This is a genomic window from Pseudomonas sp. Van50 (assembly GCF_055390755.1).
In genome coordinates this window covers 2,878,285-2,893,879 of sequence record NZ_AP024343.1, presented here as the reverse complement: position 1 = coordinate 2,893,879, position 15,595 = coordinate 2,878,285, and the positions used below count along the sequence as shown (strand labels likewise).

14 protein-coding genes are annotated in these 15,595 nt (G+C 60.1%); 7 read left to right on the top strand and 7 right to left on the bottom strand.

Features of this window, described 5'->3' with window-relative positions:
• Nucleotides 1-2 precede the first annotated feature (2 nt).
• Together ACZ5M5_RS12710 and ACZ5M5_RS12705 are read right to left on the bottom strand one after the other, a co-directional pair.
• Nucleotides 3-1,346 carry an MFS transporter gene (locus ACZ5M5_RS12710; protein WP_464739130.1) on the bottom strand — a complete coding sequence of 448 codons (1,344 nt, stop codon included), beginning with the start codon at nt 1,344-1,346 and terminating at the stop codon, nt 3-5.
• Between the two features lie 337 nt (nt 1,347-1,683).
• Entirely contained in the window at nt 1,684-2,709 is a 1,026-nt protein-coding gene (locus tag ACZ5M5_RS12705) for an AraC family transcriptional regulator (RefSeq protein WP_060742823.1), read from the bottom strand.
• Nucleotides 2,710-2,883: 174 nt separating this feature from the next.
• On the opposite strand from ACZ5M5_RS12705, the gene ACZ5M5_RS12700 reads away from it, so the two are divergent.
• Entirely contained in the window at nt 2,884-3,420 is a 537-nt protein-coding gene (locus tag ACZ5M5_RS12700; RefSeq protein ID WP_146042596.1) for a MaoC/PaaZ C-terminal domain-containing protein, read from the top strand.
• 68 nt (nt 3,421-3,488) lie between these two features.
• On the opposite strand, the gene ACZ5M5_RS12695 is transcribed toward ACZ5M5_RS12700, so the two are convergent.
• From ACZ5M5_RS12695 to ACZ5M5_RS12685, 3 genes are read right to left on the bottom strand one after another with little or no spacing between them, the layout of a single operon-like run.
• Nucleotides 3,489-4,514, bottom strand: coding sequence for an ABC transporter substrate-binding protein (locus ACZ5M5_RS12695; RefSeq protein ID WP_464739129.1), 1,026 nt, complete (start codon nt 4,512-4,514; stop codon nt 3,489-3,491).
• Nucleotides 4,515-4,551: 37 nt separating this feature from the next.
• Entirely contained in the window at nt 4,552-5,340 is a 789-nt protein-coding gene (locus tag ACZ5M5_RS12690) for an ABC transporter ATP-binding protein (protein WP_060742826.1), read from the bottom strand.
• A 1-nt stretch (nt 5,341) separates the two neighbouring features.
• Nucleotides 5,342-6,214 carry an ABC transporter permease gene (locus ACZ5M5_RS12685; protein WP_464739128.1) on the bottom strand — a complete coding sequence of 291 codons (873 nt, stop codon included), beginning with the start codon at nt 6,212-6,214 and terminating at the stop codon, nt 5,342-5,344.
• A gap of 362 nt (nt 6,215-6,576) precedes the next feature.
• Here ACZ5M5_RS12685 and ACZ5M5_RS12680 point away from each other — a divergent pair, with 362 nt between their 5' ends.
• Complete coding sequence (locus ACZ5M5_RS12680) at nt 6,577-7,665, top strand: LLM class flavin-dependent oxidoreductase (RefSeq protein ID WP_464739127.1); 1,089 nt, start codon at nt 6,577-6,579, stop codon at nt 7,663-7,665.
• Between the two features lie 225 nt (nt 7,666-7,890).
• On the opposite strand, the gene ACZ5M5_RS12675 is transcribed toward ACZ5M5_RS12680, so the two are convergent.
• Nucleotides 7,891-8,685 (bottom strand): class II aldolase/adducin family protein, encoded by a 795-nt coding sequence (locus ACZ5M5_RS12675; RefSeq protein ID WP_103308123.1) that lies wholly within the window; start codon nt 8,683-8,685, stop codon nt 7,891-7,893.
• A 127-nt stretch (nt 8,686-8,812) separates the two neighbouring features.
• Entirely contained in the window at nt 8,813-9,718 is a 906-nt protein-coding gene (locus ACZ5M5_RS12670; RefSeq protein WP_060742830.1) for a LysR family transcriptional regulator, read from the bottom strand.
• A gap of 240 nt (nt 9,719-9,958) precedes the next feature.
• Here ACZ5M5_RS12670 and ACZ5M5_RS12665 point away from each other — a divergent pair, with 240 nt between their 5' ends.
• From ACZ5M5_RS12665 to ACZ5M5_RS12645, 5 genes are all read left to right on the top strand, one after another.
• Complete coding sequence (locus ACZ5M5_RS12665; protein WP_103308121.1) at nt 9,959-10,567, top strand: cysteine dioxygenase family protein; 609 nt, start codon at nt 9,959-9,961, stop codon at nt 10,565-10,567.
• Nucleotides 10,564-12,147, top strand: coding sequence for a rhodanese-related sulfurtransferase (locus ACZ5M5_RS12660; RefSeq protein ID WP_464739126.1), 1,584 nt, complete (start codon nt 10,564-10,566; stop codon nt 12,145-12,147). The genes ACZ5M5_RS12665 and ACZ5M5_RS12660 overlap by 4 nt, the downstream gene beginning before the upstream one ends.
• A gap of 95 nt (nt 12,148-12,242) precedes the next feature.
• The gene (locus ACZ5M5_RS12655; protein ID WP_464739125.1) at nt 12,243-13,196 is read left to right on the top strand and encodes an ABC transporter substrate-binding protein; all 954 of its coding nucleotides are present in this window, start codon (nt 12,243-12,245) and stop codon (nt 13,194-13,196) included.
• Between the two features lie 12 nt (nt 13,197-13,208).
• The gene (locus tag ACZ5M5_RS12650) at nt 13,209-14,558 is read left to right on the top strand and encodes an LLM class flavin-dependent oxidoreductase (protein WP_464739124.1); all 1,350 of its coding nucleotides are present in this window, start codon (nt 13,209-13,211) and stop codon (nt 14,556-14,558) included.
• 14 nt (nt 14,559-14,572) lie between these two features.
• A complete protein-coding gene (locus ACZ5M5_RS12645; RefSeq protein WP_060743239.1) occupies nt 14,573-15,583 on the top strand; it encodes an ABC transporter substrate-binding protein in 1,011 nt (336 codons plus the stop codon).
• The last annotated feature ends 12 nt before the right edge of the window (nt 15,584-15,595 follow it).

Below are 15,595 nucleotides of genomic sequence, written 5' to 3'. Positions count from 1 at the left end.
TGTCAGTGCGTGAGGGCCGTTGCCTTTCGAACGTGTGTAGAGTCAGCGCGCGACTGATTGATCAGGGTGACCGCGGCCGCGCCGATCAGGCCCGCCAGGCTGATGGCCATGAAGTTTTTCTCGAGCGGCAGGTTCAATGACACCAGCCAGCCGATAAGAACAGGGGCAACGATGGCGCCGATTCGACCGACTCCCGACGCAAAACCCACGCCAGTCGAACGAATCGTTGAGGGGTAGAAATCACCCGCATAGGCATAGGCCAGCAACTGGGTACCCAAGGTGGACGCCCCGACAACGAATACCACCGGAAACAGTAGTGTCGTCGAGCGCGTATAGCCCAAGACAGTCAGCGCAATGGCGCCCACGATGTAGAAACCAACCAGCACGTGCTTGATGTTGAGCTTGTCGCTCAGCCAGCCACCACCAATAGCACCCACGATGGCGCCCACGTTGAACACGATCACAAAATTCAACGCCGAGCCCAGGCTGAAACCAGCCATCGCCATCAGCTTGGTCAGCCACGAGTTAAGGGCGTAGACCATAAACAAGCCAGTCATGAACGCCGCCCAGATCATCACCGTGCTGAAACCCCGGCCCTCCTTGAACAGGTGCCGAACGGGTGCCTGCTGTTTATCCAGGACCGCAGCGTTGCCCACCATCACGGTGTTCTCGTCGATCTGGAGCGTCGGGTCTATTTTGCCCGCGATAGCCCGCAGTTCCTCCTGACGGCCGGTTTTGAGCAGATAACCGATGGACTCTGGCATGGTCTTCAGAATCAGGGGGATCAGCAGTACAGGCAGCAGCGCTACATAAAACACCCACTGCCAACCGTAGCTCTCAATGAGCTGCTTGCCAGTGAGCGCCACCAGAATACCGCCTACGGAGTAGCCCGCGAAAACCAGGGTCACCAGGCGCGTGCGAAGTTTGAGCGGGGAAAACTCACCCATCTGCGCTGTACAAATGGGCAGTACACCGCCAATACCAAGGCCGGCGATAAAGCGAGAGATGCTGAAACTGATAGGGTCGCTGGTCAGCCCTGCCGCGGCGGTAAAAATGCTGAACAGCGCTACGCAGATGGCGATCATTTTCGGCCGGCCAATGCGGTCCGCCAGCGTGCCAAGAAAAATTGCGCCAAGCATCGTTCCAAAGAGAGCAGCACCGGCCATGACACCGGCGCTGGTCGGATCGATATTCATGTCTTTCATGATTGCCGGAAGAGCAGCGCCGACGACGGCGAGGTCATAGCCATCGATGATCAGAATGAGCACACACCAAAAAAGTATGAGCCCATGGAAGCGGTTGAACGTTGAGTCCACCGCAAGTGCATAAACATTTACCGGCTGCATAGTGTGTCTCCTTCGATCTTGTTTTTGTTGGGTGAAGTGCACATGTCCCTGCGTCACGAGGCGCATGGTCGTGGTTGCGGTCGGGGAGAAGACACACCGGTTCGACAATCGGCGGCTTGCTTGATCGACGCGCACCCAGGGATTACCTGGTTCGCATCGTAGGAGTTGGGTTGGCTGTGGCCTATGCCCTACGGCATCGTTTTGCGTGACCGTTTTGGACAGTCGTGGCCGCCTGACACGTCGGGGCGGTGCTGGCGTGGAAGAACCGAGGGTTCAGGTCGGGAAACGAGTTGCGGTTTTCAAGGAAACTCTTGCGCGCGAACACATGCAGGGCTGTTCAGCCCTCGCTCGAGTCGTCGGCGTTAGATCGACGATAGGCGCCTGGGCTGACGCCAGTCCATTTCTTGAAGGCCCGGTGAAAGGCGCTGCTTTCCTGGAAGCCTGTGAGCGCCGCCACCTCCATGACCGTCATGTCTGGCTGACAGAGCAGATTGATTGCCATATCCCGCCGCAAGTTGTCCTTCAGGCGCTGGTAACTGATGCCTTCGGCCTGCAGCCTTCGCTGAAGGGTCGAATAGGACATGCCAAGAACCTTCGCCAGCTTGTCGAGCTCTGGCCATTGTTCCGGGTCAAGCCCCCTTAATCTCATTCGGACCTGGACGCTGATACTGTCTTCGTTGCGATATTTGACTAACAGGCTGGCAGGCGACTCCTTCATGAAGGTCGACAGGGTAGCCTGGGTCTGCACCACCCTCAGGTTCAGATAACTGCGATCAAATCGCACCCTGCTGGTTGGGGCGTCGAACTGAATGTCTTCGCAAAAACGCATGCGGTAGTCGCTATCGTCAGCGGGCCGGGAGGGCCTGAAGCAGAGCGTCTGAATTGGAATGCGCCTGTTACCCAGCCAGCACAGCAGGCCATGGACCAGGATCAGCCAGGTTCCATAGCTGAACAGGCGTCGCTCAACGCCGCGATCATGAATGACGATGACGGCGCAGTCGCCGTCAAACATCAGTTCACCGTAGATGTCGTCGAGTACGAGCCGAAGAAACTTCAAAATCCGATGCAACGCCTGTTCTAGCGACGTGGAACCAATCGACGCCTGGCACATCAGTCGGAAGCTGCCTCTTCGCATTGGGTGACTATCGATGCCGAAAAACTCATCATCGAGAAGGTCTGAAAGCGCAACCCACAAACGAGAAAATGCAGCTGCCGAAACGCGCGCCTGGGGCGAGGTGAGGAGCTCAGGATCGATGCGTGCTTGCTGCAGGACGCCAGCGGTATCCAACTGGCGCCGCAATGCGCCCTCGAGGGCTTCATGCACCAAGCTGATTGAAGTAGTCCCTTTGTCTTGGGCGAGCACGCGTATTTCTCTCTGCGGGTGGCCTCGCGGTCGAGGTTGCGTCAATAAGTTCTCGCGCCAACGCAACGCGTGTCAACCCGAAGGTGGGGCAGGTTGAGATCAATTGGGTAACAGCGCCGTCAGGACCTCGATGCCAAGCCCCATTGTCCAAAGCGTTCAGCCAGGCTGAGGTGGTTGAACATTGCCGTGAGCCCTGGTCACCGCCACTATCCATTCCAGAACCTCAATGGTCATGACACAAAAAATGGAGACATCGCGATGGAAAAGGCGCTGTTTTGGGAAGACTTTACGCCTGGCAGAACATGGGCTGCCACGCAGCCTGCCGCCATCACAGAGGGGCAAATTATTGCCTTTGCGACCGAGTACGATCCTCTGGACATGCATATCGATCCGGACCTGGCCCACTCGAGCCCGTTAGGGGTGCACTGTGCCAGCGCGGTGCAAACCTTCGGTTTTGCGCAGCGCTTGATGTGCGAGGCGTTGTTTCTTCAAACAAGCCTCGTGGCGGGAGGGAAGATCGATGCGTTCAGGTTGATTGCTCCTGTAGTGCCAGGAGACAAGCTCAAACTTAGCGCCCAAGTCCTCCGATTACTCATTCACACCAGAAACCCAAACCGAGGCTGGGTTGTGTTCGATGTGGAAGTTGCTACGACAACGGGAAAAGCTGTCCTCGCGTATGAGATCACGGTGTTAATACTCCGCAGAAGCTAGGGCCCTTGTGACGCTCCGAACATTGTCCATTCGTAAACATTCAAAACGAACACGTGCCTGGCCCCGGACTAACGTGCCGGCTCCGACTGCGTCAATGTCAAAGGCTTCAGGGAAAACACCTGGTCATCCGTCAGTTTTTGCACATCGACACGATGGGGGAAAATGTTTTTTTCCACGAACAAGTCATCGACTTGCTGCAGTGCCTGGACATCCTGCGGTTCGAGCGGCAACAGCGCCTCATCCCCCCAACTGCGTAGTCGTTGCGAGACTTCCAGGGGAATATCGTTGACCTTGGCGAAGACCCGTGCGTACTCGTCAGGATTCTGCCGGGCCCATTCGAAGGCCTTGGCAAAGCGTTGCAATACGTCGCTAAGTGCCTTGCGCTTGAGGGGATCGGCCAGGACGTCATCGGAGGCGGTGATGAAGGTCAGGCCGGTATTGATGCCCTCGCCGCTGATCAGCACCCGCGCGCCCTGCTGCTCGGCAAACGCCTGATAAATCCCGAAGGTGGCCCAGGCTTCGATCTTGCCAGCGTTGAATGCGGACAAGGCATCGGTCGGCAGGACAAATCCGACATTGACCTCCTTGTCCTCGACACCGGCATTGGCCAGTGCGCGAATCAACAGGTATTGGGAAATGCTGCCGCGAGCCGAAGACACCACGACGTTGCGGCCTTTCAAGTCGGCAACGGTGCGGATCTGCGAATCAGCTGGAACCAGGATCGCAATGCCCCTTGATTGACTACGTCGTACCGCGACGATGCGCAGTGGCGTACCACCGGTCGCGGCGGCGAGCACCGGCGTATCGCCAGCCGGTGCCAAATCGACGGCACCAGCACGCAAGGCTTCGAACAAGGGCGCGGCCCCCTGGAAGTTCGCCCATTCAATTGTGTAGTCGATCCCTTCCAATGCATGTGCCGCCTCGACCACAGTGCGCAAGCCCTTGGCTTGATCGCCCAAAATCAACTTGACGCCGGACAAGTCTGACTTGGCAGCAGATGGAGATTGGGACTCGACCGTGTCACCGCAACCGCTGAGTAGCAACGCGACGCAGGACAACAACACCAGCGCAGATTTGCGAACGTGTATCGGCATGACAGCACATCCCTGTATCAATGAATTGAAAGCAGCGTCAGCCATGGGCAAAACGCCGGACAGCCTTGTTCGTGAGCGGTCGTTCAGCCACGGCAACGGTCTCCACCTCGACCCCCAACAACCCCAGCAAGCGCGCACGGATCGCTTGGAAACCCTGCTGCCCGGTATCTCTAGCCCGCGGCAGATCGATCGACAATTGCTCGGCGATCTTGCCATTGGCCAACACGATCACCCGATCGGCCAGCAGGATGGCTTCATCCACGTCATGGGTGACCAGCAACACCGCCGGGGTGTGCTTGCGCCACAACTCGATGATCAGCCGATGCATGCGAATCCGGGTCAGTGCATCGAGCGCGGCGAAGGGTTCGTCGAGCAGCAACAGCTTGGGTTCGCGCACCAGGCCACGGGCCAGCGCCACGCGTTGCGCTTCACCGCCGGAGAGCGTCGCCGGATAGGCCTCCAGACGATGGGCCAAGCCGACCTCCGTCAGCGCTTGCACCGCTCGCGCCTTGGCGTCCGGGGTGTGCAGACCGAGAACCACATTCTTCCAGGCGCGCTTCCACGGCATCAACCGCGGCTCCTGAAACACCGCGGCCCGTGCCTTGGGCACCAGCAACTGACCGCTGTCGATACTGTCCAGGCCGGCCAGGCTGCGCAGCAAGGTGGTCTTGCCCGAACCGCTGGCCCCGAGCAGCGCGACGAATTCGCCTGGTGCGATGTCCAGGTCCAAGCCATCGATGACCCGTTGCTCGCCGAATTGGCGTACCACATTACGCAGTTGTACCGGTGCTTCTGACTGCAGGTTTTTTGCCGCGATAGTCGACATGTCAGTTCCTCACAAAAGATGGGCGCCAGGCCAGGGCAAAACGCTCGAGCGTGCGAATCAGTCCGTCGATCAATAAACCGAGGACGCTGTAGATAAGCAGGCAGATCACGATCACGTCGGTGCGCATGAAATCCCGCGCATCACTGGCCAGAAAACCGATACCGGCGGTGGTGTTGATCTGTTCGACGAACACCAGGGCCAGCCAGGAAATTCCCAGGGAATAGCGCAAGCCGACAAAAAACGAAGGCAAGGAACCTGGCAAGATCACATGCCAGATCAACTCGCGACGGTTCAGGCCCAGGGTGTTGGCGGCCTCGATCAGCTTGGGGTCGATGTTGCGAATCCCGGCGAACAGATTCAGGTACACCGGAAAGGTCGTACCGGTGACGATCAGCGCGATCTTGGTGAACTCGCCGATGCCGAACCAGAGGATGAACAACGGCACCAGCGCCAGGGAAGGAATGGTGCGCAACATCTGCATCGGCGAGTCGAGGATGACCTCACCAAGCTTGGACAAACCAGTGATCAGCGCCGCAATGACGCCGACGCTGACCCCGATGCTCAACCCCAGCAACGCGCGCTGCAGCGACACCAGCAAATGCTTGCCCAGCTCCCCGGACACAATCATCGCCCAGAGGGTGCCGCCTATTTGCGAGGGGGCGGCGATAATCCGTTGGGGGATCAGGCCGAGCTGCGACGCCAGTTCCCACAAGAGCAGCAACGCAACCGGGCTGAGCAGGCGCAGAAGGACTTCCGGGGTTCGCCAGTTGTGTAGCCAGCCGGGAATCAGCTTCGACGCACCCCGGCTCTCAACAGCCTTGCTGACAGAAAACGAGCTACTCGTGCTCCGCGTATCGAAGGTCTTTTCGGTCATCAGGCTTCCTTCCTCATCAAGAATACGGCTTCGAATTCATGCTATTCGCATAAAAAACGCCAGTGAAATTCTTTTTGGGAATAACCTAATATGATTAAAAATCAGATATAAAATAATCCAGATAAATTATTTGCATAATAAAAGCTCGCAGCCCACGTCCCGCGGCGGATGCATCCCTGACACACCTTAAAATGCGCATTGCTGATATTTACGATTTCATATGATTCATTTAATTAATAATTAACTTAGAACAAAACGGCATTTCACAGCCCTGCCCGCTGCGCCTACTTTCGACGTCACAGACCGACCCCCTGCCCGGTGGAGGCTTGAAATCACGCCTATCCAAAGACAAGGAACCCAGCATGAGCATCGAATTCATCGGTTACATCGGTGGCCATCAATCCTCGGAAACCCAGCCGCGCAGCGGCCCGGTGTTGCAGCCCGAATATGTAGAGACCGTCGCCCGCGCCCATGAGGAAGCCGGTTTCGACCGCGCCCTGGTCGCGTTCCACTCCAACAGTCCGGACAGCACGCTGATTGCCTCCCATGCCGCCAGCGTGACGAAAAAGCTGAAGTTCCTGATTGCCCATCGACCGGGATTCGCCGCCCCGACCCTGGCCGCACGACAGTTCACCACCCTCGATGTGTTCAATGGTGGGCGCACCGCCGTGCACATCATCACCGGCGGCGATGATCGTGAATTGCGCGCCGATGGAAGCTACATCGGCAAAGACGAGCGCTACGCCCGTACCGATGAATACCTTGATGTGCTGCGTCAGGAATGGACCCGCGAAAAGCCCTTCGACTATCAGGGCAAGTACTACCAGGTCGAGGGTGCGCACTCGCAAGTCAAGTCGCCGCAACAGCCACACATACCGCTGTATTTTGGTGGCTCATCGGCGGCGGCCATCGCTGTAGCCGGCAAGCATGCAGACGTTTACGCATTGTGGGGTGAAACCTACGAACAGGTGCGCGAAGTGGTGAATCAGGTGCGCGCCGAGGCGGCCAGGCACGGGCGCAGCATTCGTTTCAGCCTGTCGTTGCGACCGATCCTGGCCGACACCGAAGCGCAAGCCTGGGACCGTGCCGAGCGCATCCTGCAACAGGCCACAGCGTTGGCCGAACAGAACGGCTTTGTGCGTCGCGAACCGCCGAACGAAGGGTCCCGACGCTTGCTGGCGGCCGCGGCCCAGGGCTCGCGCCTGGATAAACGCCTGTGGACCGGGATCGCCGGTCTGCTCGGCGCACAAGGCAATTCGACTTCGCTGGTCGGCACCCCGGAACAAGTGGCCGAAGCCCTGCTCGACTATTACGACCTGGGCATCACCACGTTCCTGATCCGCGGTTTTGACCCACTTGATGACGCCATCGATTATGGCAAGCGCCTGATCCCGCTGACCCGTCAACTCGTCGCCGAACGCGAACGGCAAGCGGCGGAAAAAGTCGCGTAAAGCACTGAGTATCTAATGTGGGAGCGAGCCTGCTCGCGATTAGGCCATCACAGTCAGCATCAATGTTGAATGTCAGTCCCCTATCGCGAGCAAGCTCGCTCCCACATTGGGTTGTGGTTGGATGGGCGATTCGTGCCCCGCCCACTCATCACTGTGGGAGCGAGCTTGCTCGCGAAAGCGGTGAGTCAGGCAAAGACAGAGCCGCCTGGCACACCGCTTGAAAACTCAGTTCTTGTAGTCGATGTCGGTCCGTTCCAACTGCCGGATCAGCGCATCCCAGTGCCGCGCAACACCCGGCCCGTCACCACTTTTGAACACTTCGGCCTGTTTCTCGACCTTGGCCACCACTTCGGCCGGAGGAAAGATCAAGTCGGCATTGCCGCCAGCCTGTGCCGCGATCTGGATGTTGCAGGCGCGCTCCAGCCCTTGCAGTTGCTGGAATGCGTGCTCGACGCTGATCCCCGCCGTCAGCAAACCGTGGTTACGCAGAATCAGCACACTCTTGTCCCCCAGGTCCGCCACCAACCGTTCACGCTCGTCCAGATCCAGGGCGATACCTTCGTAACCGTGGTAGGCCACCCGCCCGGAAAAGCCGATGGAGTGCTGCGAGATCGGTAACAGCCCATCGCGCTGGGCCGATACCGCGATGCCATCGCGGGTATGGGTATGCAGGACCGCTTGCAGGTCGGGACGCGCACCGTGGATAGCGCTGTGGATCACGTACCCGGCGTAGTTGATGCCCAGGCCGGTCGGGTCGTCGACGATGGTTCCGTCAATGTCGACCTTGACCAGGTTGGACGCGGTAATTTCATCGAACAACAGCCCGAAGGCATTGATCAGGAAATGCTCCTCAGGCCCCGGCACCCGCGCGGAAAAGTGCGTGTAGATGTGATCGGTCCACTTGAACAGGGCCGCCAGCCGATAGGCGGCGGCCAGTTTTACCCGCACCTCCCATTCCTCGGGACTGACACGCTGGCGAACATTTTTCGAAACGCTGGATAACGGACTGACGCTGCTCATGGCAAAACTTCCTGGATGGCCTTAAGGATCTCCAGGAAGCCTAGGGGAAGGCAAAAAATAATAAAAAGCACATTTTAATCTAAGCTAATTATTATTATTTTTTATGATACGCCGCCCCTTCTCCCACTCATGCGGCATGCTTGACCTTCTGCAACGATCCAGCCACCCGTTTGCCGAAGGCATCCACCGGCCCTTGAAGGTTGCCCAGGAAGTGCGGGTAGATCAGCCATAGGTCCATCACCGGCTTGAAATCCTTCAGCGGCATGACCGCCAGGTGTTCGCGATGAACACTGCGTTCCAGCAGCGGACGCGGCACCAGGCCGAGGCCCAGGCCATCGGCGACCAGGCCCAGTTGCAATTCGGTACCGAAGGTTTCCAGGTTGACCCGCAAAGCCAGGCCCTGGTCCGACAGGGTTCTCTGCAACCCGGCACGGAAACCGCAGCCGTCCGGATTGAGGATCCAGCCATTCTGGTAGACGTCGGCCAGTTTGCAGGGACGCTTGGGCAACTGCGCGTTGGCGCACACCACCACCAGTTCCATCTTGCCGATCGACTCACCGACAATGTTGTCTGGAAAAATCTTGCCCGCGGGAAACAACGCCGCCGCTGCATCCAATTCGCCACGCTCGATCTTGCCGACCAACTGGCTGCCCCAACCGGTGACGACCTGGGCACGTAGCTCGGGGTACTCCACGCGCAAATGCTTGAGCGCATCGAGCAGTACCACATCCCCGATCGTTTGCGGAACGCCCAGGCGCAACAGGCCGGTAGGCGGCGCATCGGTGGCGACCAGCTCGCGCAGGGCATCCATCTCCCGCAGGATCAGACGACACTGCTCGTAGACTCGCGTACCGATCAACGTGGGCTTGAGCGGCTTGGTGTTGCGGTCGAACAATTCCACGCCCAACGCTTGCTCGAAGTTCTGCACGCGGCGTGTGATAGCCGGTTGCGTCAGCTGCAAGGTCTCGGCGGCATGGCTGATGGACTGGCAACGAATCACTTCGACAAAGGCGTCAATATCGTCAATTTTCATTTGGCCCGCACATAGAGAACAGTCAATAAAATGTTTGAAAAGCATAATGCGCTGTAAAAAATCATAGTGCCATTGCGCATGCCTGGATAGCCCGGCGCACCGATCGATAACCTCTAAGTCTATTCACAACTGTTCTAAATTCTTTTCAGCTATAACCTAATCATTAAAAAATAGCATATTAAGAAAAATCATTATGCTTAAATCATGGCAACAGATATTCAACACAACGACGGAATCGCCATGACCCAGGCCCGACACCCGGAGAGACTCAGAGCATTCATCGGCGCCCTGGCGGAGCTGATCGATGGCAATCCTCGCGAAGGCGACCTGCTGCATCGCGGTGGCAAGCTGCTCGCTCAGTTGGTCAGCCACGACGATTGGCTGCCCGAGGATTTTGCCCAGGCAGACCCCGAGCGCTATCAGCAGTACTTGCTGCATGCCGATTCGCGGCAGCGTTTCAGCGTGGTCAGTTTTGTCTGGGGACCGGGGCAACGTACGCCGATCCACGATCATCGGGTCTGGGGGCTGATTGGCATGCTGCGTGGCGCCGAGCATTCCCAAGGCTTCGCCCGTCATCCCGATGGCACCCTGGTGCCCGAGGGCACGCCCACACGGCTGGTGCCGGGCCAGGTCGAAGCGGTGTCTCCCAAGATCGGCGACATCCACCAAGTCAGCAACGCCTTCGATAACCAGGTGTCCATCAGCATTCACGTGTACGGCGCCAACATCGGCGCCGTTCGCCGTGCGGTGTATCAGCCCGACGGCAGCGAGAAGTTGTTCATTTCCGGTTATTCCAACGCCTTCCTCCCCAATATCTGGGACCTGTCCAAAGAGAGCCAAGCCCTATGAGCACCGCACCTACCCGCTCCTACGCCGAGATTCGCCAGGCGTTGCTGAACCGTGAAGAACTGGCCCTTGTCGATGTCCGCGAAGAGGCCCCGTTCGCCGAAGGGCATCCGTTGTTCGCCGCCAATATTTCGCTGTCCAAGCTTGAGCTGGAGGTGTATTCGCGCATCCCGAGGCGCGATACCTCGGTGACGGTCTATGACAACGGCGAGGGTCTGGCGGGCATCGCGGTGCAGCGTTTGCAGGACCTGGGCTACATCGATGTCAGCGTGCTCGAGGGCGGCCTCGAGGGTTGGCGCAAGGCCGGCGGCGAGTTGTTCATCGACGTCAATGTGCCGAGCAAGGCCTTCGGTGAGCTGGTGGAAAACCAGCGTCATACACCTTCGTTGGCGGCGGAAGAGGTCCAGTCGTTGCTCGACAGCGAAGCCGACGTGGTGGTGCTCGACGCCCGGCGGTTCGACGAATACCAGACCATGAGCATTCCCGGTGGCATCAGCGTGCCGGGGGCGGAACTGGTGTTGCGTGCTCGCGAACTCGCGCCAGACCCGACGACCCGCATCATCGTCAATTGCGCCGGGCGTACCCGTAGCATCATCGGCACCCAGTCGCTGATCAACGCGGGCATCGACAACCCGGTGGCCGCCCTGCGCAACGGCACCATCGGCTGGACCCTGGCCGGTCAAACCCTGGAGCACGGCCAGGCACGCCGCTTTGCCGTCACCGGCGAAGAACATCGAGACGTCGCCGCTCGCGATGCCCGCCGTGTCGCCGACCAGGCACTGGTCGGGCGCGCTACCCTCGCCGACCTGCATCGCTGGCAGCAGGAACCGACACGCAGCACCTACCTGTTCGATGTGCGTACTCCGGAAGAATTCGAAGCCGGCCACCTGCCCGCCTCGCGCTCCACCCCCGGTGGGCAACTGGTGCAGGAAACCGATCACTTCGCCAGTGTGCGCGGCGCGCGCCTGGTGCTGGTGGATGACGACGGCGTACGCGCCAATATGTCAGCCTCCTGGCTCGCGCAACTGGGTTGGGAGGTGCACGTGCTGGATGACCTGCAACCGCCGCACTTCAGTGAACAGGGCACCTGGAAAGCGCCGGTGCCTGCACCGCCGCAAGCCGAGGAAATCAGCCCCGGAACCCTTGAACAATGGCTGACCGAAGGTGACACCGTGGTGCTGGATTTCACCGGCAGCGCCAACTACGTCAAGCGCCACATCCCCGGCGCCTGGTGGGTATTGCGCGCTCGGTTGAGCGACGCCTTGGCCAAGGTGCCACCGGCCCAACGCTATGTGCTGACGTGTGGCAGCAGCCAATTGGCCCGGCTGGCGGTCCCCGAAGTCGAGGCGCTGACCGGCAAGGACGTGTTTCTGCTGCGCAGCGGCACGGCAGCCTGGATCGCCGAGCAACGACCACTGGAGCACGGCGAAACCCGCCTGGCCTCGCCGCGCATCGACCGCTATCGCCGACCGTACGAGGGCACCGACAACCCACGGGAGGCCATGCAGGCCTACCTGGATTGGGAGTATGGCCTGGTGGACCAACTGGCCCGCGACGGCACCCATGGTTTTTTCGTGATCTGAACCCGTAAGGGGTCGGTTGACCGGCCCCTGTCCACACCAGCCGACCCCTTCTCCAGGCGGAGGCGCTGAACGCAACACTCAGCCTGGAGCCTCCGATGCGCCTGACCCTACCCCTGCTGTTGATCACCCTCGCCTTTGGCCCGGTCCATGCCGCCGACTTGCAGCCGCTGCGGGTCGCCAATCAGAAATCCACCATCAAGGCCTTGCTGGAAGTTTCCGGCGAGCTCAAGGAGGTGCCCTACGAGATCCAGTTTTCCGAGTTCCCCGCCGCCGCGCCGCTGGGCGAGGCGCTGAATGCCGGCGCCGTGGATATCGGCGCCCTGGGCGATGCGCCCTACGTATTCGCCCTGGGCGCGGGTGCGTCGCTCAAGGTGGTCAGCATCATTCATGCCGAGGGACGTAACACCACGGCCATCCTGGTGCCCAAGGACTCCCCCATCAAGCAAGTCGCCGACCTCAAGGGCAAGCGCATCGTCACCACGCGCGGCTCCATCGGGCATTACCTGGCGATCAAGGCCCTGCGCAGCGTAGGCCTGAGCACCCAGGACGTGCAATTCGTGTTCCTGCTGCCCAGTGAATCCCGGCTGGTGCTGGACAACGGCACCGCAGACGCCTGGTCCACCTGGGATCCCTTCACCACGGTCGTGACCGCCCAGAGCCAGGCGCGGGTCCTGGTCAGCGGCAGTAGCTTGTTGAGCAATCACCTCTACCTCGCCGCCACCAGCCAGGCCATCGCTGAGAAGCGCCAGCAACTGGACGACTTTGTCGCCCGCGTAGACCGGGCCTACCGCTGGAGCAACGAGCACCCCAATGAATACGCCGCCGCCCAGGCCAGGATCACCGGCCTGCCCCTGGCGGTTCACCTGAGCGTGGCCAATGCCACCTACATGCAGCCGGTGGTGATTGACGACGCCGTTGTCAGCGGCTTGCAGGCGACCGCCGACATCTATCAGCAAGAAGGCTTGCTGACCCACCGCATCGACGTCTCCCAAGGTTTCGACAAGAGCTTCAACACCCTGCGTGCCCCCCTCACCCAGGCCTCGCGCTAAAGGAGCAGAACCATGAGCAGACAACGCCAACTCAAACTCGGTGCAATGGTCCATGGCGTCGGCCACGGCTGGGGCGAATGGCGCCACCCGCAGGCGCGACCCAATGCCAGCACCGATTTCGGTTTCTACAAGCAGCAGACGCAACTGGCCGAAGGCGCCAAATTCGATTTCGTGTTCATCGCCGATAGCCTGCACATTCACGAAAAATCCAGTCCCCATTACCTCAACCGCTTCGAGCCACTGACCATCCTTTCGGCGCTGGCGGCACTGACGTCGAACATCGGCCTGGTGGCGACGGTGACCGTCAGCTACACCGAGCCCTACCAGGTGGCGCGCCAGTTCGCTTCGCTGGACCATATCAGCGATGGGCGAGCGGGCTGGAACGTGGTGACGTCGTGGCTCAGTGGCACCGCCGATAACTTCGGCAAGGCCGAGCACCCGCCGCACGCCGTGCGTTATCGGATCGCCCAGGAGCATGTGGCGGTGGTCAAGGGCCTGTGGGATTCCTGGGAAGACGACGCCTTCGCCTACAACAAGCGAACGGGCGAGTTCTTCACCCCCGGCAAGCTGCATGCCCTGGAGCACAAGGGCGAATTCTTCTCGGTGAAAGGCCCGCTCAATATCGCTCGCTCCCGCCAGGGTCAGCCGGTGATTTTCCAGGCCGGCACGTCCGAGGACGGGCGCAACTTTGCCGCCGGCAATGCCGACGCCATTTTCGTCGGCGCCGAGGGCTTCGACGAAGCGCGCGCCTATTATCAGGACCTGAAAAAACGTGCCCAGGGCTTCGGGCGCGACGCTCGAGAACTGTCGATCCTGCCCGGCATCCGCCCGATTGTCGGGCGCGATGCAGCGGAAGTCGAAGACCGCTACCAGCAAGCCGTGGCACTGGTGAGCATCGAAGATGCCATCGTCGCCCTTGGCCGCCCCTTCAATGACCATGATTTCAGCCAGTACCCCCTGGACGCGCCCTTCCCCGAACTGGGCGACCTGGGCGCCAATAGCCAGAAAGGCGGCTCGGAGCGGATCAAGCAGTTGGCCCGGGACGAAGGCCTGACGTTGCGCGAAGTCGCCCTGCGTTTCTCCCAGCCACGGCGAGACTTTGTCGGCACCCCCGAACAGGTGGCCGATGCCATTGAACACTGGTTCGAAAACGGCGCGGCCGATGGATTCATCATCAATTCACTGCTGCCGGACGGCCTGCAATATTTCACCGAACTCGTGGTACCGGTCCTGCAGCAGCGCGGGTTGTTTCGCAGCGAATACAACGGCGACACCTTGCGGGACAACCTAGGCCTGCCGGTGCCCGCCAACCGATACGCACGGCCCCTGGCGACAGACGCGGCCCGCGAGGCCGTAGCATGAGCAAGGGCCCGACCATGATGAAAAACCTCACGCCAGGGCAATTCAATCGTCGCGATTTCCTCACGGCCAGTTCCATCGCCCTGGGTGCGTTGGGGCTATCCGCCCTGGGGTTTGCCCCACGTGCCTGCGCCCAAGGCAAAGGGCTTTCTGACCTGACGCTGGGTGTCGCCACCTACCGGGGCCAGGATTCCTATTTCGTCGACGATGCCGGCACCGGCAATACCCCCTACAAGATCGAATACGCCGAGTTCGCCGGTGGCAACCTGATCGTCGAAGCGCTGGCCTCGGGCAGCCTGGACGTGGGCAGCATGAGCGAAATCCCACCGATCTTTTCCATCCAAAGCCACCGCCAGCCGCGCCTGATCGCGGTGCTGCAAGGCGATGTGAACAACCAGGTGATTTTGATTCCCAAGGATTCCTCCCTCGAATCGATCGGACAACTGCGTGGCAAGCGGGTCGGCTATGTGCGCTCCACCACGTCCCACTACTTTCTGATCAAGGCCTTGAAGGAACAGGGCCTGACCATGAACGACATCACGGCGGTGGCGCTCACGCCCCAGGATGGTTTCACGGCGTTTCAGAGCGGTCAGCTCGATGCCTGGGTGATCTATGGCGTATTCATCCAGTTGGCGAAGTTCCGCAGTGGTGCCCGGGTGTTGAAAACCGCCCTGGGCTACTTGTCGGGCAACTACCTGGTCGCCGCGCGCCCCGCAGCCCTGGAAGACCCGCTGCGCAAGCAGGCGATCCAGGACTATATCCAACGGCAGGCGCGCACCCTGGAATGGATCAACAACAACCCCGAGCCCTGGGCCGCCAAGTCGGCACAGTTGCTGGGCGTCGATAAAGCCGTGTTCCTGGACATGTACAACAACCGCAGCCAGCCGTCGAAAGTCGTCGAAGTCAGCGACCAGGCCATTGCTTCGCAACAAGAAGTCGCCGACCTGTTCTTCAACGCCGGCGTGTTGAACGAACGACTCGACGTGAGTCCGCTGTGGGACAGGAACTTCCGCCTGCTGCCGCTTTGAACGCCTGTGACG

Bases quoted from the DNA above. Each gene is read 5' to 3' on its own strand.
- ACZ5M5_RS12710 (WP_464739130.1), bottom strand. From the start codon at position 1,346: ATGCAGCCGGTAAATGTTTATGCACTTGCGGTGGACTCAACGTTCAAC.
- ACZ5M5_RS12695 (WP_464739129.1), bottom strand. From the start codon at position 4,514: ATGCCGATACACGTTCGCAAATCTGCGCTGGTGTTGTTGTCCTGCGTC.
- ACZ5M5_RS12690 (WP_060742826.1), bottom strand. From the start codon at position 5,340: ATGTCGACTATCGCGGCAAAAAACCTGCAGTCAGAAGCACCGGTACAA.
- ACZ5M5_RS12685 (WP_464739128.1), bottom strand. From the start codon at position 6,214: ATGACCGAAAAGACCTTCGATACGCGGAGCACGAGTAGCTCGTTTTCT.
- ACZ5M5_RS12680 (WP_464739127.1), top strand. From the start codon at position 6,577: ATGAGCATCGAATTCATCGGTTACATCGGTGGCCATCAATCCTCGGAA.
- ACZ5M5_RS12675 (WP_103308123.1), bottom strand. From the start codon at position 8,685: ATGAGCAGCGTCAGTCCGTTATCCAGCGTTTCGAAAAATGTTCGCCAG.
- ACZ5M5_RS12670 (WP_060742830.1), bottom strand. From the start codon at position 9,718: ATGAAAATTGACGATATTGACGCCTTTGTCGAAGTGATTCGTTGCCAG.
- ACZ5M5_RS12665 (WP_103308121.1), top strand. From the start codon at position 9,959: ATGACCCAGGCCCGACACCCGGAGAGACTCAGAGCATTCATCGGCGCC.
- ACZ5M5_RS12660 (WP_464739126.1), top strand. From the start codon at position 10,564: ATGAGCACCGCACCTACCCGCTCCTACGCCGAGATTCGCCAGGCGTTG.
- ACZ5M5_RS12655 (WP_464739125.1), top strand. From the start codon at position 12,243: ATGCGCCTGACCCTACCCCTGCTGTTGATCACCCTCGCCTTTGGCCCG.
- ACZ5M5_RS12650 (WP_464739124.1), top strand. From the start codon at position 13,209: ATGAGCAGACAACGCCAACTCAAACTCGGTGCAATGGTCCATGGCGTC.
- ACZ5M5_RS12645 (WP_060743239.1), top strand. From the start codon at position 14,573: ATGATGAAAAACCTCACGCCAGGGCAATTCAATCGTCGCGATTTCCTC.